Genomic DNA, 22,555 nt, shown 5'->3' with positions numbered 1-22,555 from the left:
TTATTGGTTAGAGAGTGGGAGGGATTTTTGAGTGGTCACAAAACAGGATACGAATCAGCCGTTGCGCAAGGAAGTAAAATTGCTAGGCAATATACTAGGAGAGGTTCTCATCTATCAGGGTGGACAAGAGCTTTTTAATACCGTTGAAAAGATTCGTACAATGTGTAAATCTCTTCGTTTACACGTGGAAGATGAGACGTATCATACATTAAAAAAGGAAATAGAAATGCTTAGCCCAGAGACAAGAATGCAAGTTATTAAGGCTTTTTCCGTTTATTTTCACTTAATAAATGCAGCTGAACAAAATCATCGTATTCGACGAAAGCGTGAATATCAACTGAACAATTCCGATGAGCAGCCTGGTTCAATTGAAAAAGCCATCCAATCTATGAAGGATAAAAATATTAGTGGTGAAATTATACAGCATGTTCTTGAACGAATATCACTGGAATTGATTATTACTGCCCATCCTACAGAGGCGGCTAAACGGTCTATATTAGAAATCCAAAAGAGATTATTACTTCTCCTTAAAACGCTTAATAATCCTATGTTAACCGAAAATGAATATAAGGAAATTAAAGAAGACCTCTATAATGAGATTACTACTTTATGGCATTCTGATGAATTAAGGGACAGGAAACCAACAGTCATTGATGAAGTCAGAAATGGATTGTATTATTTTGATAAGATTTTCTTTGATGTCATACCCGAAATACATCAGGAAGTAGAAGACAAATTGACTGAACATTACAGCGGTGAAATCTGGAATGTGCCAAATTTTCTTCGATTCGGTTCATGGATTGGAGGGGATCGGGATGGAAATCCGTATGTAACCCCAGCTGTTACATGGGAAACTCTAAATAGACACAGAGCATTAGTTCTCAAAAAATATGAAAAGGCTTTAATTGAATTAATGAAACGTTTATCTCACTCAACAGTCCAAATTAGAGTTGGTGATGAGATAATGAGATCGATAGAATTGGGAGAATCAAAATATATAAACGACGATAAAAAATGGCCTGTCAAAAATGAAGCGTACCGTCGTAAATTGGCTATTATGGTTGAACGTGTCCGCATGGTGGCTAATGATGAACGAGGGTATCAAACATCGGAAGAACTGCTTGAGGATCTACTGATGATTAAAGAAAGTATAGATACGCATCATCCAAAAGGGCATCAGTTAAAGCTTTTACATAAATTAATTAGACAGGTTCAGTTGTTTGGCTTCCACCTTGGAACATTGGATATTCGAAATCATAGTGATGAGCATGCAGGTGCCATTGATGAAATCCTAAGGAAAATTAAGATTACAGACAGTTATGCAAATTTGACTGAGCCAGAAAAAGAAAAGCTGCTGGAAAAATTGTTGATGGATCCAAGGCCGCTATTGCTAGACAATGAAGAATATACCAAGGAAACGCAGGAAATTATTACGGTATTTAAATTAATCAAAAAGGCCCATAAAGAATTTGGAAAAGCATCCATTAGGGTCTATATCGTCAGTATGACACGTTCGGCAAGTGATTTGCTGGAAGTTTTATTATTGGCCAAAGAAGCGGGATTATATAAGCTTCATGCAGATGGTACAGTTGAAAGTGATTTGAATGTAGCTCCATTACTAGAAACAATAGAAGATTTGTCAAACGGACCTGCTATTTTAAAAGCATTGTTTGACCTGCCAGTTTATCGTGAGCATCTAAGAAAGCTGAAAAACCAGCAGGAAATTATGCTGGGGTATTCGGATGGCAGTAAGGATGGGGGGACTCTGACCGCCAATTGGAAGCTTTATAAAGCACAGATAGAACTGCATGAATTGGCAAAGGAATATGATATTTCAACAAAATTCTTTCACGGCCGTGGTGGTTCTCTTGGCCGTGGTGGCGGGCCTTTGAGCAGAAGTCTTCTCTCTCAGCCGCTCGAAACACTGGGAGACGGGGTGAAAATAACAGAGCAAGGAGAGGTATTATCGTCTCGTTATTTAATAGAAGACATCGCATATCGTTCCTTAGAGCAAGCAACGTCAACGCTTCTGGAAACGGCTGCTAATGTTTCGAAATCTTCTGAACAAGGCCATTTAAGGGATGATAGCTGGGTACGCGCCATGGAAAGTATCTCTGATATCTCTTATGAAAAATATCAGTCACTTGTATTTAAGGATGAAGGTTTTTTAACTTACTTTAACCAAGCTACACCTCTAAAAGAAATTGGTGAACTGAATATTGGTTCCAGACCGATGGCTCGTAAAAACAGTGATAAGTTTGAAAATTTACGAGCTATTCCCTGGGTGTTTGCCTGGACACAAAGCAGACAGTTATTTCCTGCTTGGTATGCTTCCGGTACTGGTCTAGCAACATACGCATATAAAGAAAAAGGCAATATAGAGACATTGAAAGAGATGTATCAGGATTGGCCATTCTTTAGATCCACAATTGATAATTTGCAAATGGCATTAATGAAAGCAGATCTTAAAACAGCGAAAGAATATGCTGATTTGGTTGAAGATCCTTTAATTGGAGATCGGATATTTGAGGATATAGTGGAAGAGTACAACAAAACCAAATCAGTTCTGCTTGAGATAACTGGAGATGAAGAATTACTTGATCAAACACCGAATATTAAGGATTCAGTTCGTCTTCGAAATCCTTATGTGGACCCATTGAATTTCATTCAAGTTCACTTAATTAAAGAACTAAGAAGTTTAAAGGAAGTGGATACCCAATTAGTTGTTCAGGTATTACATACGATTAATGGTATAGCCGCAGGTCTTCGTAATACAGGATGATTGATTAAGGTAGGGAGGATGACAGTAGAGTCATCCTTCTTTTTATTTTCTTGAGATGCGTAAAAGCATTTATTTGAATTTATTGTGAAAAATTAAAAATTAAATTTTACAGGTAAATTTTCTCCGAATTTAAAGGTTTTCCTAAGGGAAACATGAAAATTATACGGTAAAAACTGCTTATTTATTATGATTTTGCTATAATACCAATTTCAAAATATATTATTATAATATAAAAACCTAAGGATGTAAATAAACGATAGATTTTAAGGTAAAGACGCTTATAAAAAATGATATAGGAAAGATTTGGAGAAGAATGTCGGTTGTCATATAATTATTTAAGGATAGGATAAAAATCCTATCTATTTCCAGGAAAGGAGATTAAGAGGATATCAGAAATTGGGCCTGCAGTCTGGGGGACCGGGCCCAATAGTCTGTTGCTGGGTACACCAACATAATAGTAGTATACCCATTATTGAATAGAAAGCAAATATAATTCAAAAAGGGTGGAGTATATGATAGTGGAAAACAGACCATATATTAGGATAGATACAAAGGTTTTATTACCCGTTTTTGTGGAAGGTTATTTGTATACTCAGTTATATTTTCAGGATACTTTTTATATGGTGGAGAAATCTCCGCTTGCTATTTTAAAAGACAGTATCATTGGCTATGGTGCTGATTATCAAGGGGCAAAAAACAGTTCAAAATCATATCTGGGAGGAAGTTATATTTTGCCTCTGCAGATTAGCGGCCAACATAGTATTTATATGTTTCCGACTCATTCTTGTCGTGATGTAGAATGTGCTTGGATAGCACTAGATCACTATCGAGGATGCGACCCGATTGATAGTAGTGAGTGTTACGTATACCTTTCCAATCAAACAACTATAAACATTAATTGTAAAGCATCCATACTAATGAAACGATATAATAACGCATTAAAGCTAAAAGATAAAATAGAAAAGTTCAGTCTCACTTAATGATCTTTCTTTGAAATCATGAAGGCTGTTTAATAGAAAGTTTCGTAATTTTGAAAAATGATATTCTAAAAGTTTAGATTAAAAGAATTCAGCACTAGACTGGATTCTTTTTTGTCAGGTTTTAAGTGCAAAGCGACAGACGTACTGCTACTTCTATCTATTTAAGATATAAATAGTAAATAATCAGAATAGTAGTTATTTTAGAAAACAAAATGAGAAAATAGACTCTTTTTTTTGAAAACTCAATTGATTCTTAATACTATTTGTGTTAAATTCTATGTAAATGGTCACAAATTACACTGATTTGTTGAATTAATTACTAAATTATGCATAAAAATTTATATATTAGTCTGATGAGGAGGAAAAGAAGTGGATAATATGCTACTAAATGAACTTGCTATAGAGGATAAAGGTAAAGTGGGAGATATCGTTGAATTTGAGCGACGTGGTCTTTCTATTTTAGGAAAAGTATCAATTGTTAGGGAGTTATCATGTATTGTTGAAATAGATGAAGAAGTAGCAGAGCATTTTTGTTATGAAACACCGAGAACGGTCGTGCGCCATAATAATTACAAAGTAGTTAGATCATCATCCATGTAACCTGTATCTGTCTATAAAACTAGCACTTAAACTGAATGAAATAGATTTAATAATCTGAAATATTCATATATAGATAAAAGCACTCGGTTTATGAACTGTACATAAAAGTTAGCTGCTTATCTAACTTTCTTAGTTCAGATTTTTATGCTGAGTGCCTTTATCTGTTCATTCTTCTTGTAACCAGGGACTTGGTCTATCAATCTGTATAAAAAGCTGGTTATTCCCACAACAAAAAAAAATTATTCCCCCAACAAATTATCATAATAATTTTTCTGAATATTTAAAATTATAGGTAGGAATTTAAAGGTCGTGTAAAGAACATATTGTAAGAAGCATAGTGGAATTAATCATCTGAAAAAAGATAGCTTTGTTTGTATCGACAGTTTTTTAAAATTTTATTTGAAAACGCTTACATGCAAAGGGGGTGTTTAATAGGCTTTGTTTATTCTTTTATTTACGTCCTGGAGTCTTTAGATAAAAAGGTAAAGTAGTACCGTAATCTTTCTTTGTTTCTAATATGCAAGAGAATGGTTAACTGCTACATTGAAAATCCTTTGGTAAATTTATGAATCCTCTGAGGTATCGTAGCGTTTTAAATAGGAATAACACTTCAAGATTAGCAGTGTTCAGTTTGATATAATTGGTAGTTTTAATTGGTAGGTCCTTATAGGAAGCTTCAAGCTGGAGACATGAGAATTTATTTTTTTTGTGAAAAATTCCGCGAATTGGAGGAGAAAAAGTGAAGCTATCACAATTGCTTGATTCGAATATCGAAAAATTCGATGAGTACTCTTTTTTATTCTATGGAAACAAGCAATTTACAAATGTAGAGACAAGGAGATATGCCAATCGATTGGCCAATGGATTTAGAAATAGAGGGATTCAGCCAGGAGACAGAATCCTTGTCATTATGCCAAATATGCCTGAAGTATTAATTGCGTATCAAGGGATAACAAGAGCCGGTGCTATCATTGTACCTGTTATGTTTTCACTCCATCCAAAAGAAATTGCCTATATTGCCGCAAATTGCGGAGCCAAACTAATTATCACCTCTAAAATCATACTCGATCATATCCAACAAGCGATTGATTTATTAAACATAAAACCAACCGTAATTATTACAGATGATGATACTTCCAGTACTGCGATTAATATATATGAATATATGGATTCCAATGAGAATTTGGACAAGCGATTTTCTATAGATATCGATTCAAAAGATACTGCTGTTATTCTCTATACCTCAGGTACTACAGGTAACCCAAAGGGAGTTATGCTGACTCATTCAAACCTCTATTCAAATGCGGTTAACTCTGCCAAACATGCTAATACAGAGAGAGGAACGACACTCGGAATTCTTCCGCTAGCTCATGTGTATGGGTTAACCATATCAAATACATGTTACATAGTGGGAAGTTCAATTGTTATCTTCTCCAGGTTTGACCCTGCAAAAACATTAGCAGCAATAGAAAAGCACAGAATTAAATCGTTTGCCAGTGTTCCTGCCATGATTCATGCCTTGGTCTCGTATCCTGATTATAATCAATACGATCTTCAAAGCTTGGAATCTATAAGTTCAGGTTCTGCGCCATTACCCACTGCCTTGCTGGCAGCATTTGAAGAAAGGTTTGGGGCAAAGGTTTATGAAGGTTATGGATTATCTGAGGCCTCACCTATTGTTACAGCTCATAAAAAGGGTCAGCCGGTTAGACCCGGATCTGTTGGATTTCCTATACCGGGGGTACAAATTAAAATTGTGGATGGATTGGCTTTGGAGCTACCAACCGGTGAGATTGGAGAAGTGGTGGTGAAGGGAGAAAATGTGACACCCGGTTATTTTCACAATGAAAGCGAAACAAACAACGTATTAATAGACGGTTGGTTGCATACGGGAGATTTAGGACGTATCGACGAAGATGGTTATTTATATATTGTCGACCGAAAAAAAGATTTAGTTATCCGTGGAGGGTTCAATATTTATCCACGTGATGTAGAGGAGATATTAAGTCAGCATCATGCGGTATCTGAAGTGGCTGTCATTGGAATACCAGATGCCAGTATGGGTGAAGAGTTGGTAGCATGCATTGTCAGGGAATCAAAAAAAGATATCCAGGAAGAGGAACTAATTGCATATTGCCAGGAACATCTTGCAAAAAATAAAACGCCAAGAAAAATATTATTTTTTGATGCACTACCGCGGAATGGTGTAGGGAAAATTCTGAAGACTCATCTCCGAACTGCCGCATCCGAGAGAATAATAGAGCGGGACTATAAATAATTTTAATGAAGGGAGTTTATAAATATGAGAGAAACCATTACAGCTACGTCAAGAGGCCTCTTGGTAGATTCATTTCCATATCGTTTGTATCAAAAAGCAAAAAGGGTGGGGACATGGAATCCAGCTGATATCGATTTTACAAAGGATGCTACGGATTGGAAGCAGGCAACACCGGGACAAAGGCATAGCATTCTTCGTCTTCTTTCACAATTTCAGGCAGGAGAAGAAGCTGTCACACTTGATTTATTACCGCTTATGATGGCAATTGCCAAGGAGGGACGGATTGAAGAGGAAATGTTCCTGACTACCTTCCTGTTTGAAGAAGCAAAGCATACTGAATTTTTTAGAGCCGTCTTGGACGCAATTGGAGAAAAGGGTGAGTTAAATCCTTTATTAACAGATACGTATAAGCAAGTATTTCAAGTCATTTTACCAAATGCAATGGATCGCCTGCTTACAGATCAATCACCTGAGGCGATTGCGGATGCCTCCACTGTATATAACATGTTTGTAGAAGGGGTACTTGCTGAAACGGGATATTTTTCATTTTATCAATCGCTGGAAAAATCAAATTTAATGCCAGGATTGCTTGAGGGAATTGGCAATTTGAAGAGGGATGAATCTCGCCATATCGGCTATGGTACTTACTTGCTTCAGCGTTTGATTTGTGAGCATCCTCATATATATGATGATGTTGTCATGAAACGGATGGCGGAGTTAACGCCGCTGGCTCTAACAATTGTGGAAGAGGGATTAACAGATGCGGATATAGAGGCATTTGGGACAAGCCCTGAAGAGGTTGTTAACTTTTCCATGAAGCAGCTTCAAATTAGAATGGATATTCTATCAAGGGCGAGAGGAAAGAAAATTGAAGAGATCTATAGAACTTCTGAAAGCGAAGTTGGCATGATTTAAGTAAGAACACTCGACTCTATAAATCTAGTAAATCTATTCAGGTGCTCTATAGAGCATCTGTAAATAAAACATACCGACTGGTTAGTATTTAAATGATAGGGGGATTAGTATGTATTTACGTTTAACTGATGAACAAAAAATGGTTCAAAAAACAATTCGTAGATTTGTGGAAAAGGAATTAATGCCATTAGAAAATGAAGTGTTACGAAATGAACGAGAAGGGAAACCAAGCCTCTCTCCGGGTAAGCTTAAGGAATTACAATTAAAAGCGAAGGAAGCTGGATTTTGGGGCATTAACACACCTGAAGAATATGGCGGCGCTGACTTAGGTCAGATGATGATGGCTATTGTAGCTATTGAGGTAGCCAAAACGTTTGTCCCTTTCACCTTTGGCGGTTCAGCGGACAATATTCTGTACTATGCAAATGATGAACAAAAGAAAAAATACTTGATCCCTACAATAAACGGTGACAAGAAATCCTGTTTCGCCATGACAGAACCAGGTGCAGGCTCGGATACGCAAAATATAAAAATGACAGCTGTAAAGAATGGCTCAGAATGGGTCCTTAATGGAGAGAAGACCTTTATTACGGGAGGAAATGATGCTGACTTTGTTATGGCCATGGCAATTACCGATAAACAACAGCACATCGAATCAAGAGGTCGTGAAGGAGTAACCTGTTTTATCGTAGACCGTGATATGGGATGGCGTTCTGAGTTTATCCAAACGATGGGGGAAGGAGGTCCAGCCGGATTAGTGTTTGATAATGTTCGAGTTCCTGAGGAAAATATCTTAGGTGAGTTGCATAAAGGATATAATTTAGGGCTTGAATGGATTGGCTTTGCAAGATGGATTGTAGGAGCGCGCGCTGTTGGTGCGGCTGAGCGATTATTGCAAATGGCAATTGATTATGCAAAGGAGCGTATCACATTCGGTAAACCAATTGCCGAGCGACAAGCCATTCAATGGCAGATAGCTGATTCTGCGGTTGAGATTGAAGCAGCGAGGTGGCTTACCTTAAATGCTGCATTTACTCTTGATCATGGGGAAGATAACCGGCATGTAGCGTCGATTGCAAAATTGTATGGGGCCAATATGGGAAATCGGGTGGTCGATCGGGTTTTACAAATTCATGGTGGTATGGGTTATACGAGAGAATTACCGATTGAGCGTTGGTACCGTGAAGCAAGACTTTGGAGAATTTATGATGGAACTGACGAAATCCAGCGAATGATCATCGCCCGTAATCTTATAAAAGGTCATGTTAAAATAGGAGAATTTAGCTGAATCAACTCCTAATAAAAGGAATTTTGTGGTTTTTGTAGAAATAATTAACGTTTATCTTATTTGAAAGGGATGTGAACGTAGCATGACTGGGAGATTTGAAAATAGAGTGGCCATTATTACCGGAGGAAGTAGAGGGATAGGTAAAGCAATTGCAGAAAATTTGGCCGTACAAGGTGCTAAGGTAGCGCTTTTTGATGTAAATGAAGAAGCACTGCAAGCGACTGCGGAACAATTTAAACAGAAAGAATTTGATTGTATGACTCGTGTTGCAGATGTTACTTCATCAGAGGAAGTGGAGAAAGCTGTAAAGGAAGTATATGAACACTATGGCGCTATTGATATTCTGGTTAATAATGCAGGAGTCATCCGAGATAACCTGATTTTTAAAATGACAGATACAGATTGGCAATTGGTAATGGATGTTCACTTGAAGGGCTCCTTTAATATGACTAGAGCAGCGCAAAAATATATGGTCCAGCAAAAGTATGGGCGCATTATTAATATCTCCTCCACCTCAGCGCTTGGGAACAGAGGGCAAGTGAATTATTCTGCAGCAAAGGCCGGTTTGCAGGGGTTTACTAAAACCTTGGCTATTGAACTGGGTGGGTTTGGTATTACGGCTAATTCAGTGGCACCTGGATTTATTGAAACAGATATGACAAAGGAGACAGCTGCTCGAGTCGGTATACCATTTGAACAGTTAATTGAAGCAAATGTTTCAATCATTCCTGTTGGACGCAGTGGTAAACCTGAAGATATTGCTAACGCTGTTTTATTTTTTGCTGATGAAAAGTCTTCGTTTGTAAACGGACAGGTTTTATATGTGGCAGGTGGACCTAAAAATTAATTGAGGTGAGATGAATGTTTGCTCAAGCAGTAGGCAAGAGATCAAATCGAGTGTTAAATAGAGTTGACAGAGAACGTGTTAAACAATTTGCCAAAGCAATTGGAGATGAGCATCCTATATATGTTGATCGGGAATATGGCAAGAAATCAAGATACGGTGAGAATATCGCTCCACCAACATATCCAAGAGTATTCAATTATGGAGAGTTAGAAGGTCTGGAGCTGCCATCTAAAGGACTAATCCATGGAGAGCAAATCTATCATTATGAGAGACCTTTATTAATAGATGAAGAAGTATATTGTTTTTCAAAAGTAAAAGATTATAAAGAGAGAACTGGAAGTAACGGAAAAATGGGCATTTTGCGGATTGAAAACAATGGTGAAGATAAAGAAGGAAACTCGATATTTACTTCTACCATTGTCATTATTATAAATGAAGTTGTGCAAAAGGAGTTGAAAGCATGACATGTTTGCTTGATATACAGACTGGTGATGAATTGGAAGAAGTAAAATTGGAACCTGTTTCTAAAGAAGCATTGGTTGAGTACGCTAATGCTTCTGGGGATCATAATCCTATCCATAAGGATGAGGAGCAAGCAAAAAGATTAGGACTTCCGGGTATTATAGCACATGGAATGTGGACAATGGGGAATCTGTCAAAACTGTTTACCCCTTATTATGAGGATGGATTTATAAAAGATTTTACAATTCGTTTTCGTGACATGGTCTTTTTGAACGATTCAATAAGATTAAAAGCAAAGCTTGAAACAAAATTAGAAAATGAGTTACATTTTATCGTTTCTGCTATTAATCAAAAAGAGCAGGAGGTACTGAAAGGTACCGTAGTGTATTATTTATACGAAACTAGTTAAATACAGGCAGCTTTTAAGCTGCCTGTATCCGGTAAATGATTAACGATAGAAGAGGCCTAATGAGATATCTAACAGACGCTGTTTTTCATCCTCTGTTAAGGTTCTGCCATATAGCACAATCTCATTCTCATGCATGAATTTATGCAAGTCATAGGATCCTTGTAACTGTGTTAATTCAGGTATTTTTCGTTCATTAGAGTTACCCAGTAAATAATCGACAGATACATCAAAATAATGGGCAAGTTCCAATATTCCGTCAATACTTGGTTCGCGTGTTTCCCGTTCGTAAGATCCCATGGTTGATTGTGCGACCCCTATAATAGCTCCTAGTTCTTCCTGTGACAAACGCTTCTCTTTACGCAACTCTTTTAACCTGCTTCCAAAAGAGGATTTCATGGTTGCTCCCACCTTTTACGAAACGTATTGTATATATATATTATAGGACAAAAGTTACAAATGAGCGAGTAATAAGGTGTAAAATGTCTCTTTATAGTACATTTTATATGTCTTTTTATCGTGCATAATTAGAAATCACCCAAATTGTGCCTATGATCTCTTTTATCCTTCTTGTTGTCTAAACAATGCCGTAATCCATATTTAAGTATTGCCAATCAGTATGGCTCAACCATTAATTTCGTAAACTTTTCCTGTTGTAACGTTAACTCCATACCATCCCCAGGTTGCGGTATGCTGGCTTTCTCCCTCATCAACTACTACTTCATATACATGTATAGATAAATCCTCAGTGCCTGATATCTTCCCTTGGACTTCGAAATGAACGTTTGATTCATTGGTATAATTAATATGATCCTTTACGAGATTAATAGCCTGATCCTGAGCGGATTCGAGATCAGAAGTGCCCTGTTGTTTTTCGTTTTCTTCATCAGACGAGAGTTTGGTTGTTTCATCTTCAACCGTATTCGTTGTATCAGCAGTGTTTATTTTATCTTCTGTGGAGTTTATATTTGAATCAACATCATCGGTAATAGGTGATTCCTCTTCGGCGGATTTTTCGATTTCTTTGTGTAAATTTATGATTTCCCTTTCCAACTGTTTATTGTTTTCTTTAGCAAGATTAATTTCTTTATTTAATTGTTCCAGCTCAGCGGAAGCTTTAGAATGCTGATAGTAATATTGAATGATTAATCCGAGGCTAAACAAACCTGCTAAAACAAATAATAGTACTATTTTTCTTGTGTTTAATTTTCTCATATGAATCTCCCTCTTGTTATTTTAATATAATTTTATAAATAAATAGGCTAGATGTGTAGTCTAAAATGCGAATATTCCGTTTTATCTTGAGTTGCTAAAGTGTGTTGATAAAATTGATTTAATAAATGCATAAGTGGTTGATATGATTACGAAGAATAGTTTTATAAGAATAGGGAATAGGTACATAAGAAATGATTGATAGGGAGTGACATTATGAGATTAAAGGATAAGAAGATTCTAAGTTTTGTACATCATGAATTTGAGGACCTCGAATTGTGGTATCCAATTCATCGACTGCGTGAAGAAGGAGCAATAGTTCATTTGGCGGGTGAACAGGCAAAAGTCAAGTATATTGGCAAGTATGGCGTACCCGCAGAAAGTGAGTATAGCTTTGCAGAAGTAAATCCAAATGATTATGACGCAGTTTTAGTTCCTGGAGGCTGGGCTCCTGATAAACTTCGCAGATTTCCAGAAGTATTAGAGTTTATCCAAAAAATGGATGAACAGCAAAAACCAATCGGACAAATTTGCCATGCAGGCTGGGTATTGATATCAGCTGATATTTTAAAGGGAGTAAAGGTGACAAGTACACCTGGAATACGAGATGATATGGTCAATGCAGGAGCTTCCTGGTATGATGAAGCGGTTATCGTAGACGGACATATTGTTTCAAGTCGACGCCCGCCTGATTTACCGGATTACATGCGTGAATTTATCAAAGTACTAGAGAACTAATAAAGAAGCCAGTGTTTAAATGTAAACACTGGCTTCTTTATATTGTCTGTGGATCCTAAGACTTAAGATGGAATAGCTACTCTTAATTGTCGAATCACATTATTAATATATTTTCTGTTTTTGTAAATGAAAAGTTTTAATTGATCACCTGAAAGCTGTAATTCATCTATGTCGCTATAAAACTCTCCCTTACCATGCGCTGTCCATTTTCCTTCTTTATCATAAAACATTAAGGTCCAGTGGCCACCTCTAATATGGTCTTCAAAGATAAAGTAATACTTCTTACCAACTTCATCATAAGAAGAGATAGATTTAAAATCAGCCAGGAATTGATCGATATCTTTTTTATACACAATGACCTTCATACAAGTTCCCTCCTAATTTATTATTCTACTCTTAACATGAGTTTTTTATAAGAAACATGTGTGTATGGTGTCCTATAAGATTTAATTATATAATTTTATCTGAATTTTCACCATAGCTAGATTTTCGATATTGTTAACTAAAATTTAATATGGAGAAAGTTTCTTTTAAATGACCAAAACTGTAATATTTTTTATTTATAATTATTATAAATAAAAAGGGTTCCTGGAGAGCGAATGGGATGGAATATATACACTTATAAAAATTTTTTTAGTGATAAAAAATATTGATATTTTAAAGGTTTATAAGTGTTTTTAAAGGGGGAGAGTGTGGGCGCTATTCTTGTTGTAGGTATGTTGATTGTACCGGCCGCAACTGGCTATCTTTTAACAGAGCGCCTGAGTGTCATGATTATGATCAGTTTAATAGTTGGGGCTCTAAGCTCCGTTTTCGGTTATTACACAGCCGTTGTTTTAGATGTCTCTATTGCCGGTTGTATGGTTGCAGTGTCTGGCTTGATTTTTGGACGTGTTTTTGTTCTCATCTACCCATGGAATCGTGTTTAAAAATTTCCAACATAGAAAATTAAGAAATTCTTTTATTTAAAATGTTCAAAGGTAAATGAAGCGATTGTCTAATAAGCTGAACAGAAGCAGTTTATTGAGCAATCCTTGTTTTGTTTATGTTCTTTATTCATCTGGCGGTTTAAAGTATGGTAACATGCTAAGGGAAGATTTTAGGTAAAAAGGATAAAAGGAGTTTTTATGAAAGTTTTTAAGTTCATCAGTTCTTCATTTGTAATTGTAATAGCTTATTTTTGTCGTTAAAGAGAGCATTTGGCTTTATCCGTACTTGCATATGTCGATAGGATTCATGTTTATGGTGACGTGTATTGAACAAATACGTTTAAAACATAAGGGATTAGCTATAGTAAACAGTGTGCTATCGTTTTTCTTTTTCAGTTTAGCTCTTATTAGGCTATTCTACGCTGAATTGTAGAATATTTTATGACCATGCTTCATTTTTCTGGCGTGAATGACGAAATAATGTATAAGAGATGATGGTCATTTAGCTGTCAATGAAGAAGCAGGTGTAAAGAATGAAATGTCGCTATTGTCAGAATGAAATAAATACCCGAAGTAAGTACTGTTTGCATTGTGGTAAATTGAAGAATGGACCAAAAAGAAAGAGATCAAAAGTTGTCTTGGTTTCTTTTAGTATCATCGCTATTCTTTCAGCAAGCATCTATTTATTAGCTGCAAATCAAACGGATAATCATAAGCAGGTCGAATATGGAAGCATAAAAGAAATAAAATTGGTACATAAAGAGAATGGAAAAACGAATCAAGCAGAGGAAATTAAAACAACGCCTAAACCGGCAACTGAAATAAAAGTAGATACCAAAAAAGAGGTTTCTGAGATTATAACTGAATCACTTGCAAAAGTTTTTACTATTTTCACTGAGGATAATCAAGGTACTGGATTTATCATTAATGATCATGGAGATATCCTTACAAATGCTCATGTAGTAGAGGGCTCTGTTGATATAACAGCAATCGATTATACAAGTCAATCCTATGCAGGAAAAGTCATTGGATATTCGAATATCCATGATGTCGCAATTATCAGGATACCTGAATTGGCGAATCAGCAATCCTTGGGGCTAGCTACCCAGGAATATGCTTCGATAGGTGAGGAAGTAATAGCATTGGGGAGTCCGCTCGGAAAAACTAATACAGCAACTTTGGGAACAATTGCAGCCATTAACCGAAGTTTTTATATTGGGGAGCGTATATATGAAAATATTTACCAAATGACTGCTCGGATATCTCCTGGAAGCAGTGGCGGTCCATTAGTATCTGTAAAATCAGGCAAAGTAATTGGAATCAATTCAGCGAGATTGATTGAGGATGAATCAATTGGGTTTAGCATTCCCCTGAAGGATGTTTATTCGTTTATCAGTGGTTGGGTTTCAAATCCGTTATCGGAGAGTGATATAACAGGCTTTTTTATACGGAGACCGGTGATTATCATTTTGAGGAAGAAGATGAAGAGATTGACGGAGGATATTTTGAAGGTGGAGAAACAACTGATGAGCCAGGGGTTTATTACGAAATTCCTGAAGACTGGTATGAGGTAGATGGGGAATATAATAATCAATCTGAGGCTGAAAAAGAGGATGTTATTGAAGGAAATCTTTTAGACAATAAACAAGAGGAACAATTAATAGTAGAACCCAGTGACGAAAAAACCAGTAAGTATTTCTGTAAAAGAACAAAAGGAGAACGAAGAATAATCAACTTCTGTAAGGTTATCCATTATGGAATTTTCGCTGAAGTAATTTTGGGGTCTAATTATGCTAGACAGAGGGAAAAAATGTACATATTTGCCGAAGGATAGGAATCGTCTGATCTAAATTGAAAACCTTATAGGTCAATAGTGTTAGAGTGATTTGGATAATCACTCTAATTTTTTGTTAAGTATCATTTAAAAATATGAGGCTACTATAATTTTAATATCGTCGATAAACACATAGGTATGAATAAGAACAAAATAGATAAGTAAAGGCAGAATAAAACACCAGCTGGTTCGCCCTTTTTTTATTAGTAAGCGTTTCATCTCCTTTTCATCGAGATGTGGATGTCTACGTCTTATCTGTTCAACATGTTTTTTTGTACCGGCTAAATATAAAAGATTACCGCTTCTGCCTATATAAAGGTGCATTAATGCGGCAAAAACTAACCAATAAAACAGGTGGTTACGGAATAGGAGAGATACTAAAATATCAATCAGGATGAAAATACCGACAATCAGATATCTTTTTCGATACGCAAGCCAGAACATCCCGAAGACTAAACCGAAAAAATTCCATCTTTTAATTCTATGATTCTCATTTAAAAATGAATGATAGTGATCGCCGATATATACTTTTATATCTTGTTTTTCCTGCTGAGAATCTTTTAATTTAACCATAAAAATACCTCATTTTTATTTACACGATTGAATGATGGTTTGATCAATGACTGAAACTAAATTTAAGCTATTAAATTTAGTTTCAGTCATTGCACTCAGGACATTTCTTTATGGCAGGATATAATCTGGTTGCCCTTTTAAAGGCTTCGTCATAGGAAAAATGGCTTACTTCAATAAGGCGAACTAACTCACGATCTAGATTTTCATATTGCTCATGTTGTTCATCAACTATATTCCCATCAAAGCATTCTTTGCAAATTTCCATCTTATTACTCTCCTTTATTATTTATCTATATAGAATTTTAACTAATTTTTGTTGAATAGGCAAAGAATTGGAAACCTCACTACACAATTAAGAATTCGAAAGTTTAGTATTAGACTATTGGCAAGATGTAACGGATTGAAATGTTTATTTGTTGAAAATAACGGTATGTAACTAATAAAGATATTAATAAGGAGGAGACTTGATGAAGGTAGGTTTAATCGGTCTTGGCAAGATGGGGATGAATTTGGCTAAAAATTTAATAGACCACCAAATTATTGTGCATGCTTATGATGTAAATTCAGCTTCGGTTGAGAGCCTTCAAAAATATGGAGCCATTGGCAGTCCTAATATGAAAGACATAGTGGATAAACTGGAGCAACCCAGAGTCATATGGCTGATGGTACCACATACTGTGGTTGATAATGTTATAGAAGAGCTTTTTCCACTGTTAAGTCCTGGAGATATTTTAATAGATGGGGGAAATTCAAATTATAAGGAATCGATGAGACGAAGCAGGGTATTAAAAGAAGCTGGAATCTATTTTATGGATGTCGGTACTTCCGGGGGAATGGAAGGAGCAAGAAATGGGGCATGTTATATGATTGGTGGCAATCAAAACGCATGGAAAGTAATTGAACCATTATTTGCAGCCACTTCCGTACCAAATGGGTACTTATATGCAGGTGATTCGGGGAGCGGACATTATTTAAAAATGGTTCATAACGGAATTGAGTATGGGATGATGGCAGCTATTGGTGAGGGATTTGAAATCCTCGAAAAAAGTGAGTTTAATTTTGATTATGAACAAGTAGCAAGAGTCTGGAATAATGGATCGGTTGTGCGCTCCTGGTTAATGGAATTAACGGAGCAAGCTTTTGCTAAAGATGCCCGTTTGGAAGAAATTAAGGGAGTTATGCATTCGTCTGGTGAAGGAAAATGGGCACTAGAAACTGCTTTAGACCTTCAAGCCTCGACACCAGTAATGGCATTGGCCCTATTAATGCGTTTTCGCTCACAGGAAAATGACACATTTAACGGTAAGGTTGTAGCTGCTTTAAGAAATGAGTTTGGCGGCCATAAAGTCGAAAAAATGAATAAATACAAGTAGTACATGATTAATAGATTAATGAACAAGCATAACTGTTAATGGAGGTATGCTCTTTGTATAGGGGATTTGTTACTAATTTGATCAACTCTTTGCGACCAAAGAACGAGTGAATCAAATACCTTTAACAAAGATATAAAGTTTATCACGGAAAAATATTTATGGAAGTGTGAAAAAGCCAGCTTCATTAGGAAACGGACAACGGATTATTCAACTAAGTCCCCGACTGCGGAATGGGAGATTATTATCAATTAAAGGCTTTCCATCCTTTATCGCCCATGACAGTCAATTCGGAAGCTGGAAAGCTATCATGAAAATATAGGACTCCTGTCTCATTATCACGAATAATTTTAGATAATCCCCTGTATAAACATCCTCAAAATGTTTATTTTCCACTATGACATACTCTTTTTTGGTTTGTTGAAGTAGCTAACTTCATATATAATGGCACCACAAAATAGTAATTTTATTCTTCTTATAAATCAAAATCTATTAGAAAACAGCATTTTATAGAAGCGACCCACAAAGTTAATTAGTAAATCATAATACTTAAAGAAATGATAAATAATGATTTGGAGATGTAGAATAAGTATATTCGAGTAGCTATTTAAATTCCTATATAGGAATTACTTTACAGGAAGTGGTTCATTGAATGGACATAGATGATTTATTGAAGTAACCGATGATTCTCAATTCATAATTCATAAGAAATAAATATGTGATTTTTCAAGATTTAATAAGCCAATAAAAATACGAGAAACAGCTTTTAATAAACAAAATTAGATTAAAAAAGATTGGCTTATTGTTTTGTCAGTAGCATCACAAAGTTCTATCTTTATCATTATAAATGGAAGATGAGCGGAACCTGACTTTAAAGAGGTCATGCTATTTAAATCCCCGATACCCTTAAGAAGTCATGAGGATGAATAGATCATAAATAAATTTAATTGATTGTAATTGTTCTTGATATATTTATAGTGTTGTACGTAGGTTTAGACAGGGTGAGTAAGAATGTATTTCAGTTGTTTTTAAGGAGAAATAGTAGATTGAAAAAGAAAAATATATATAAAACACCTTCGAGAACTGGATGTAAACTCGAAGGTGTCGTTTAAAGCGAAATGTGTTAGTTTAAAATTTGAATGTTAACTTGTTTACGTCCCCAATTAAGAGCAGCATCTTGTGTAGGGATGAAAACATCTATTTTGTTCCCTTTAATAGCACCACCGGTATCAGCAGCAGTAGCATATCCATAACCTTCAACATAAACTTTTGAACCTAATGGAATTACACTAGGGTCAACTGCGATTACTTTAGCATTTGGATTCGCATTTAAATCGACTCCGGTAGCAGTGACGCCAGAACAACCGTTACAACTAGCTGTATAAGCTGTGGCTGAAACAGAGAGAGTTTTTCCTGCTTTTTGCCCAGTAGACTTTGCAGTAGTAGTTGTTGTCTCTGTTTTTGTTTCAGTTTTAGTAGTTGTTGATGTAGTTGTTGTTTTTTGTTGAACAGCTTCAGTATTATTTTTTGCCGGTTGGCCTACACCAGACAAATTAAGGACTTGACCTGGTTGAATAATTTCTGAATTTAAGCTATTCCAACTTTTTAGCTGATTAATAGAGATTTTATTTTTAACAGCTATCTTCCAAAGACTATCACCTTTTTTAACGGTATAAGTTTTTGGTTGGTCTTCCTTTACGATCAATTTAGTATTCTCAATAATGATATCGGAATCTAAATTATTGAGTTCTTTAATATGATCAACAGAAGTGTCGTATTTATTTGAGATACCCCATAGTGTATCACCTTTTTTGATTGTGATTTCTTGGGCAGATGCTTGGGGTCCGCCCATAGCAACGGCGATGGAAGCTACCGCTACGAATGATAACAAAGTTTTCTTCATGTAGTTTGAACCTCCTAAAATTGTTTGTTTTGAGCTAACAGTGACAATCTTATCAGGTTTACGAGAAAGAAGTAATAACGAGGAGATGATAAATTCATTACTGATATAACGGGAATATGTCAAATACATATCTAATAATTTGAATATTCAGAAAACTATAGGTAAAAAAACTTAATAAAACCATGGTATTAATATATTTTTCTAGTAAATTTAGATAGAGGAGTTTTTGTCATAATTGTCACAAAAATATCCATTATTTTGAATTAATGGTAAAAAAAGAGATTAAAAAAACTGAGAAAAAATATTAAACTTATGAAAAACAATGCTTAAAATTGGAAGAAAAGGGTAATGAATGGGTGTGATTGCTATAAAGTAAAAAATGAAAATATCAAAAATTATAGTTCGTAGTTATAAGAATAGATGTAAATTTAGTTTTTAAGAGAATGGATGTTGATAACTAATTAGTAATTAAAAGAAACTTTAGTAAATTCATTTTCCTGTATGTAAGGAAGCATATTAGCTGGTCGATTTTCATTCTTTTGTTGTAATAAAATAATCTATTCCTATTATACCCTAAAATATGACATAGTTCTAAGGTTTTTTTAAATAAATTAGGTTAACGGACTTAATTCGTCAAAAAGATAATTAATCAGTTCTTGAAAGAATCAATATAATAGAAGAAACACGATAACAATTTGTTAGAAATCTGCTAATGAAACGCTAAATTACCGTATGTCGAGCTTATAAAGATGAGGAGATTGTTTTTAGTCAGATATCGGAACGAAAGAGAGTAACTGATGCCATATCTGGATAGTATGTAATAAAGAATTGACTGGATACATAAGAACTTAAATAATGCCTTATATGCTTGGAGGATTGAAAAGTTTTATTACTTGAGTTCCAGCCCTTTTAGAAAGATGAGGTGAATTATTTGATTCCTGATAGAAATATGAAAAATGAAACATTTAGCTGGTTAAAGTCCATTCTGATCATTGTTGCTGTCATTATGTTAATCAGGACTTTCCTATTTACTCCGTATAAAGTGGAAGGAGTATCGATGGAACCTACTCTCCGCAATCAAGAGAGAATACTGGTCAGTAAATCATTAGTAGAAAAGAAATATAATAGAGGAGATATTGTCATCATTAAGGGTGATAACAGTGAAATGTTCATTAAGAGAATAATTGGTGTAGCAGGGGATAAGATTGAAGTAAAAAATAATATCCTTTATATTAATGATGTTCAGAAAAAGGAAAGATATCTGGATAAAAATCGACAAGAAACCCATGAAGAAGGCGAAAAATCAAATGGAGATTTCGAAGCGATTCTTATTCCTGAAAATGAATATTTTGTTATGGGTGATAATCGTCTTGTAAGTATGGATAGTCGCAATGGATTAGGGTTAATTAAACAGGATCAGGTTATAGGACAAGGTAAATATGTCTTTTATCCATTTACCGATTTAAGAAAACTGGACTGAGGAGTCTTCTTAAATCAATGAAAAATAATTCTATTTCAAGTACATATTAATAGTTTATAAAAAGTGAATTTCTTAATAATAGTAAAGTATGTGGTGTATTGTCATTTTTTGTTATAAAATAAAGTTAATATATGGAGGCGGAGGTAGTCTGCGTGGTGTATATATTAACTTTATTCATTGTTATGATTGCTTTTTTATTGTTTATTAAATATAAACGGGATGAGAGAAATACAATTATACTCAGGATGAATGAAACGTATCCAAATGCGAATGAATATGTAGTTGCCATTAAATATGAGTTGGAGAAACAAGGGAAATATGTTGCCTACTCTGGCAATGGACATTTTATCGTTGATGGAATGAATTACAAGATAAAGGAACGGAAAAAAATCATAACAGACGGTATATCGATGCAGCTTACTATACTTAAGTGTCTAAAGTCCTCCTGATAAAGAAGAAAACATCCAACCAAGATTGGATGTTTTTTTGATTGAATTGAATTTCTTATCTTTAGAGGTTTCGTACTATGGAATGGTAATTTAGTTGATTTTTAGCTTCATTTAAATAGTTATTCTAATTGGTTACAAAGTAGGAAGGGAATTGTCAATCACAGCCCGAAATAAATGGATATACCACAATTTAGGAGGGTTGAATATGTTAAAAAGACATGAAGTACTCTTTAAGCAATTGGCTGATTATCGGCATGAATTGTTAGTGGCGGTGGATTCGATGAATGAGGATGAGGTGAATATTGTACCTGAGGGATTTCGAAATAATATACGATGGAACCTGGGACATGTATACCTGGATCAATATTTGTGGATTCAACATTTGACAAAGGAACCAATCATCCTGCCTAATCATTTTAATGAATGGTTTGGTTATGGTACGAGCCCGGAAGATTGGAGGGGAGAGGTTCCTAAACTTGATTATTTAAAAAGACTGCTTGCTGTACAGCCTTTTATGATTCGAGATTTATATGGAGAAAGACTGGAAGAAGAATATTCTGTAACGGAATCTGGAATGTTTACAGTGGAACAAGTCCTCGTTAGAACTATTTTTCATGAAGGAATACATTTGGGGAATATTCTTGCATTGAAAAAGCTTGTTACATCTCAAGAGGTATTAAGTTAAAATAATTTAATCCTTATAGGAAGACAAGTAAAAAAAGCTGAATGAATCCCTATTTTATATGCATGATAGAATAAAAAAACATTCAACTCCATTTATTTGTTTTCCTCTTTAATTAGTAGCCATATATCCCTTGTGCTAAATCAATTAAATTATATAACTCTAAATAATAATTATTTGTAATGATTTTCTTGGAAAAATATGAAGAAGTGCACTTAAAGTGCATATGGAATCCATAAAGTGATCAGAAACTGTAATATATAATATATCTAAAAGCCTCGCAATTCCCAATGGATATGTTTTTTTAAGAAACGGAAATGTTTTAATGGTACTGTTAAATGGCTGACCTCCTTAAATATCATTACTTCGAATATCCAAATACCATAATGAAGATTTTTGTAATTTTTTATAAACTCCATCAGTCCATCCTGTACTTTGTTCCTTTTCGAAATCTCCATGATTCAAAATCCAACGAGCTATTTTTAGTAGTTCCTCATCTTTAAGCTCTTTCTGAATAGCTGTTAATTTGTCCAACCAAGGCTTTTTTGGTGAACTGCCAACAGCATTATCTAACCAAATTATACAATCTCTTTTAATTTCGAATGTCCTGTAACTATTAGTTTTGAGATCATTAAAAATGAAGCTTATAATTTGATAGCACCCCTGATTATTATTTACTTTGTAATGAACAAGGTAATGTATGATATCCGTATTATCTGGTTTTATAAATCCTATAATTTTCTTGAAATCCTTGATAGTATGATGGAATCCTCTTATCTCATTTAGGTCCAGTAGGTATTTAAGAGCTTTATTGCGCATAAAAAAAT

23 protein-coding genes and 1 pseudogene are annotated in these 22,555 nt (G+C 35.0%); 17 read left to right on the top strand and 7 right to left on the bottom strand.

Going from position 1 to position 22,555, the window contains the following annotated elements; translation table 11 throughout:
• Positions 1-31 precede the first annotated feature (31 nt).
• From ppc to FHY45_RS01165, 9 genes are all read left to right on the top strand, one after another.
• Complete coding sequence (ppc, locus tag FHY45_RS01205) at positions 32-2,782, top strand: phosphoenolpyruvate carboxylase (RefSeq protein WP_139891202.1); 2,751 nt, start codon at positions 32-34, stop codon at positions 2,780-2,782.
• A 518-nt stretch (positions 2,783-3,300) separates the two neighbouring features.
• Entirely contained in the window at positions 3,301-3,762 is a 462-nt protein-coding gene (locus FHY45_RS01200; protein WP_175354212.1) for a competence protein ComK, read from the top strand.
• Between the two features lie 378 nt (positions 3,763-4,140).
• Positions 4,141-4,362: a DUF2187 family protein gene (locus tag FHY45_RS01195; RefSeq protein ID WP_066102241.1), complete on the top strand. Its 222-nt coding sequence runs from the start codon at positions 4,141-4,143 to the stop codon at positions 4,360-4,362.
• 739 nt (positions 4,363-5,101) lie between these two features.
• Positions 5,102-6,640, top strand: a complete 1,539-nt coding sequence (locus FHY45_RS01190) for a class I adenylate-forming enzyme family protein (protein ID WP_066100192.1) — start codon at positions 5,102-5,104, stop codon at positions 6,638-6,640.
• Between the two features lie 24 nt (positions 6,641-6,664).
• Positions 6,665-7,555 (top strand): R2-like ligand-binding oxidase, encoded by an 891-nt coding sequence (locus tag FHY45_RS01185; RefSeq protein WP_139891201.1) that lies wholly within the window; start codon positions 6,665-6,667, stop codon positions 7,553-7,555.
• 109 nt (positions 7,556-7,664) lie between these two features.
• Positions 7,665-8,843, top strand: coding sequence for an acyl-CoA dehydrogenase family protein (locus FHY45_RS01180; protein ID WP_066100188.1), 1,179 nt, complete (start codon positions 7,665-7,667; stop codon positions 8,841-8,843).
• Between the two features lie 82 nt (positions 8,844-8,925).
• The gene (locus tag FHY45_RS01175) at positions 8,926-9,690 is read left to right on the top strand and encodes a beta-ketoacyl-ACP reductase (RefSeq protein ID WP_066100185.1); all 765 of its coding nucleotides are present in this window, start codon (positions 8,926-8,928) and stop codon (positions 9,688-9,690) included.
• Positions 9,691-9,704: 14 nt separating this feature from the next.
• Positions 9,705-10,154, top strand: a complete 450-nt coding sequence (locus FHY45_RS01170) for a MaoC family dehydratase N-terminal domain-containing protein (protein WP_139891200.1) — start codon at positions 9,705-9,707, stop codon at positions 10,152-10,154.
• Positions 10,151-10,561, top strand: coding sequence for a MaoC/PaaZ C-terminal domain-containing protein (locus FHY45_RS01165; protein WP_066100179.1), 411 nt, complete (start codon positions 10,151-10,153; stop codon positions 10,559-10,561). The genes FHY45_RS01170 and FHY45_RS01165 overlap by 4 nt, the downstream gene beginning before the upstream one ends.
• 39 nt (positions 10,562-10,600) lie before the next feature.
• Here FHY45_RS01165 and FHY45_RS01160 read toward each other — a convergent pair whose 3' ends face one another.
• Together FHY45_RS01160 and FHY45_RS01155 are read right to left on the bottom strand one after the other, a co-directional pair.
• The gene (locus tag FHY45_RS01160; RefSeq protein ID WP_066100178.1) at positions 10,601-10,957 is read right to left on the bottom strand and encodes a helix-turn-helix domain-containing protein; all 357 of its coding nucleotides are present in this window, start codon (positions 10,955-10,957) and stop codon (positions 10,601-10,603) included.
• A gap of 225 nt (positions 10,958-11,182) precedes the next feature.
• Entirely contained in the window at positions 11,183-11,773 is a 591-nt protein-coding gene (locus FHY45_RS01155) for a hypothetical protein (protein WP_139891199.1), read from the bottom strand.
• Between the two features lie 213 nt (positions 11,774-11,986).
• On the opposite strand from FHY45_RS01155, the gene FHY45_RS01150 reads away from it, so the two are divergent.
• Positions 11,987-12,508, top strand: a complete 522-nt coding sequence (locus tag FHY45_RS01150) for a type 1 glutamine amidotransferase domain-containing protein (RefSeq protein ID WP_139891198.1) — start codon at positions 11,987-11,989, stop codon at positions 12,506-12,508.
• 62 nt (positions 12,509-12,570) lie between these two features.
• Here the strand turns inward: FHY45_RS01150 and FHY45_RS01145 are convergent, their stop codons facing one another.
• Entirely contained in the window at positions 12,571-12,873 is a 303-nt protein-coding gene (locus tag FHY45_RS01145) for a hypothetical protein (RefSeq protein WP_066100171.1), read from the bottom strand.
• 327 nt (positions 12,874-13,200) lie between these two features.
• On the opposite strand from FHY45_RS01145, the gene FHY45_RS01140 reads away from it, so the two are divergent.
• The 3 genes from FHY45_RS01140 to FHY45_RS01135 all read left to right on the top strand — a co-directional run bounded on the left by FHY45_RS01140 (position 13,201) and on the right by FHY45_RS01135 (position 15,011).
• Positions 13,201-13,437 carry a metal ABC transporter permease gene (locus FHY45_RS01140; RefSeq protein ID WP_257468938.1) on the top strand — a complete coding sequence of 79 codons (237 nt, stop codon included), beginning with the start codon at positions 13,201-13,203 and terminating at the stop codon, positions 13,435-13,437.
• 292 nt (positions 13,438-13,729) lie between these two features.
• The gene (locus FHY45_RS21180; protein WP_373925462.1) at positions 13,730-13,870 is read left to right on the top strand and encodes a DUF3953 domain-containing protein; all 141 of its coding nucleotides are present in this window, start codon (positions 13,730-13,732) and stop codon (positions 13,868-13,870) included.
• A gap of 100 nt (positions 13,871-13,970) precedes the next feature.
• Positions 13,971-15,011: a S1C family serine protease gene (locus tag FHY45_RS01135; protein ID WP_139891197.1), complete on the top strand. Its 1,041-nt coding sequence runs from the start codon at positions 13,971-13,973 to the stop codon at positions 15,009-15,011.
• Between the two features lie 347 nt (positions 15,012-15,358).
• Here the strand turns inward: FHY45_RS01135 and FHY45_RS01130 are convergent, their stop codons facing one another.
• Positions 15,359-15,844: a DUF2628 domain-containing protein gene (locus FHY45_RS01130; RefSeq protein WP_139891196.1), complete on the bottom strand. Its 486-nt coding sequence runs from the start codon at positions 15,842-15,844 to the stop codon at positions 15,359-15,361.
• 82 nt (positions 15,845-15,926) lie between these two features.
• Positions 15,927-16,109: a hypothetical protein gene (locus tag FHY45_RS01125; RefSeq protein ID WP_139891195.1), complete on the bottom strand. Its 183-nt coding sequence runs from the start codon at positions 16,107-16,109 to the stop codon at positions 15,927-15,929.
• Positions 16,110-16,311: 202 nt separating this feature from the next.
• Between FHY45_RS01125 and gnd the strand changes: the two genes are divergently transcribed.
• The gene (gene gnd / locus FHY45_RS01120; protein ID WP_139891194.1) at positions 16,312-17,217 is read left to right on the top strand and encodes a phosphogluconate dehydrogenase (NAD(+)-dependent, decarboxylating); all 906 of its coding nucleotides are present in this window, start codon (positions 16,312-16,314) and stop codon (positions 17,215-17,217) included.
• A gap of 1,120 nt (positions 17,218-18,337) precedes the next feature.
• Here the strand turns inward: gnd and FHY45_RS21175 are convergent.
• Positions 18,338-18,628 (bottom strand): annotated as a pseudogene (locus tag FHY45_RS21175) (3D domain-containing protein); the annotation flags it as partial.
• Positions 18,629-20,066: 1,438 nt separating this feature from the next.
• Here FHY45_RS21175 and lepB point away from each other — a divergent pair.
• The 3 genes from lepB to FHY45_RS01100 all read left to right on the top strand — a co-directional run bounded on the left by lepB (position 20,067) and on the right by FHY45_RS01100 (position 21,731).
• Positions 20,067-20,597, top strand: a complete 531-nt coding sequence (gene lepB / locus FHY45_RS01110; RefSeq protein ID WP_066102238.1) for a signal peptidase I — start codon at positions 20,067-20,069, stop codon at positions 20,595-20,597.
• Positions 20,598-20,749: 152 nt separating this feature from the next.
• Positions 20,750-21,046 carry a hypothetical protein gene (locus tag FHY45_RS01105; RefSeq protein ID WP_066100150.1) on the top strand — a complete coding sequence of 99 codons (297 nt, stop codon included), beginning with the start codon at positions 20,750-20,752 and terminating at the stop codon, positions 21,044-21,046.
• 205 nt (positions 21,047-21,251) lie between these two features.
• The gene (locus tag FHY45_RS01100) at positions 21,252-21,731 is read left to right on the top strand and encodes a DinB family protein (RefSeq protein ID WP_066100145.1); all 480 of its coding nucleotides are present in this window, start codon (positions 21,252-21,254) and stop codon (positions 21,729-21,731) included.
• Between the two features lie 348 nt (positions 21,732-22,079).
• Here the strand turns inward: FHY45_RS01100 and FHY45_RS01095 are convergent, their stop codons facing one another.
• The gene (locus FHY45_RS01095; protein ID WP_139891193.1) at positions 22,080-22,547 is read right to left on the bottom strand and encodes a hypothetical protein; all 468 of its coding nucleotides are present in this window, start codon (positions 22,545-22,547) and stop codon (positions 22,080-22,082) included.
• Positions 22,548-22,555 lie beyond the last annotated feature (8 nt).

Source organism: Bacillus sp. D386, from assembly GCF_006346415.1.
The sequence above is the reverse complement of the archived record's forward strand: the minus strand, read 5'-3'. Positions and strand labels throughout refer to the sequence as shown.

What these genes read in the sequence shown, in the direction of transcription:
- FHY45_RS01195 (WP_066102241.1), top strand. Translation starts at nt 4,141, where the DNA reads ATGCTACTAAATGAACTTGCTATAGAGGATAAAGGTAAAGTGGGAGAT.
- FHY45_RS01185 (WP_139891201.1), top strand. Translation starts at nt 6,665, where the DNA reads ATGAGAGAAACCATTACAGCTACGTCAAGAGGCCTCTTGGTAGATTCA.
- FHY45_RS01180 (WP_066100188.1), top strand. Translation starts at nt 7,665, where the DNA reads ATGTATTTACGTTTAACTGATGAACAAAAAATGGTTCAAAAAACAATT.
- FHY45_RS01175 (WP_066100185.1), top strand. Translation starts at nt 8,926, where the DNA reads ATGACTGGGAGATTTGAAAATAGAGTGGCCATTATTACCGGAGGAAGT.
- FHY45_RS01170 (WP_139891200.1), top strand. Translation starts at nt 9,705, where the DNA reads ATGTTTGCTCAAGCAGTAGGCAAGAGATCAAATCGAGTGTTAAATAGA.
- FHY45_RS01165 (WP_066100179.1), top strand. Translation starts at nt 10,151, where the DNA reads ATGACATGTTTGCTTGATATACAGACTGGTGATGAATTGGAAGAAGTA.
- FHY45_RS01160 (WP_066100178.1), bottom strand. Translation starts at nt 10,957, where the DNA reads ATGAAATCCTCTTTTGGAAGCAGGTTAAAAGAGTTGCGTAAAGAGAAG.
- FHY45_RS01155 (WP_139891199.1), bottom strand. Translation starts at nt 11,773, where the DNA reads ATGAGAAAATTAAACACAAGAAAAATAGTACTATTATTTGTTTTAGCA.
- FHY45_RS01150 (WP_139891198.1), top strand. Translation starts at nt 11,987, where the DNA reads ATGAGATTAAAGGATAAGAAGATTCTAAGTTTTGTACATCATGAATTT.
- FHY45_RS01145 (WP_066100171.1), bottom strand. Translation starts at nt 12,873, where the DNA reads ATGAAGGTCATTGTGTATAAAAAAGATATCGATCAATTCCTGGCTGAT.
- FHY45_RS21180 (WP_373925462.1), top strand. Translation starts at nt 13,730, where the DNA reads ATGTCGATAGGATTCATGTTTATGGTGACGTGTATTGAACAAATACGT.
- FHY45_RS01135 (WP_139891197.1), top strand. Translation starts at nt 13,971, where the DNA reads ATGAAATGTCGCTATTGTCAGAATGAAATAAATACCCGAAGTAAGTAC.
- FHY45_RS01130 (WP_139891196.1), bottom strand. Translation starts at nt 15,844, where the DNA reads ATGGTTAAATTAAAAGATTCTCAGCAGGAAAAACAAGATATAAAAGTA.
- FHY45_RS01125 (WP_139891195.1), bottom strand. Translation starts at nt 16,109, where the DNA reads ATGGAAATTTGCAAAGAATGCTTTGATGGGAATATAGTTGATGAACAA.
- gnd (WP_139891194.1), top strand. Translation starts at nt 16,312, where the DNA reads ATGAAGGTAGGTTTAATCGGTCTTGGCAAGATGGGGATGAATTTGGCT.
- lepB (WP_066102238.1), top strand. Translation starts at nt 20,067, where the DNA reads ATGAAAAATGAAACATTTAGCTGGTTAAAGTCCATTCTGATCATTGTT.
- FHY45_RS01100 (WP_066100145.1), top strand. Translation starts at nt 21,252, where the DNA reads ATGTTAAAAAGACATGAAGTACTCTTTAAGCAATTGGCTGATTATCGG.
- FHY45_RS01095 (WP_139891193.1), bottom strand. Translation starts at nt 22,547, where the DNA reads ATGCGCAATAAAGCTCTTAAATACCTACTGGACCTAAATGAGATAAGA.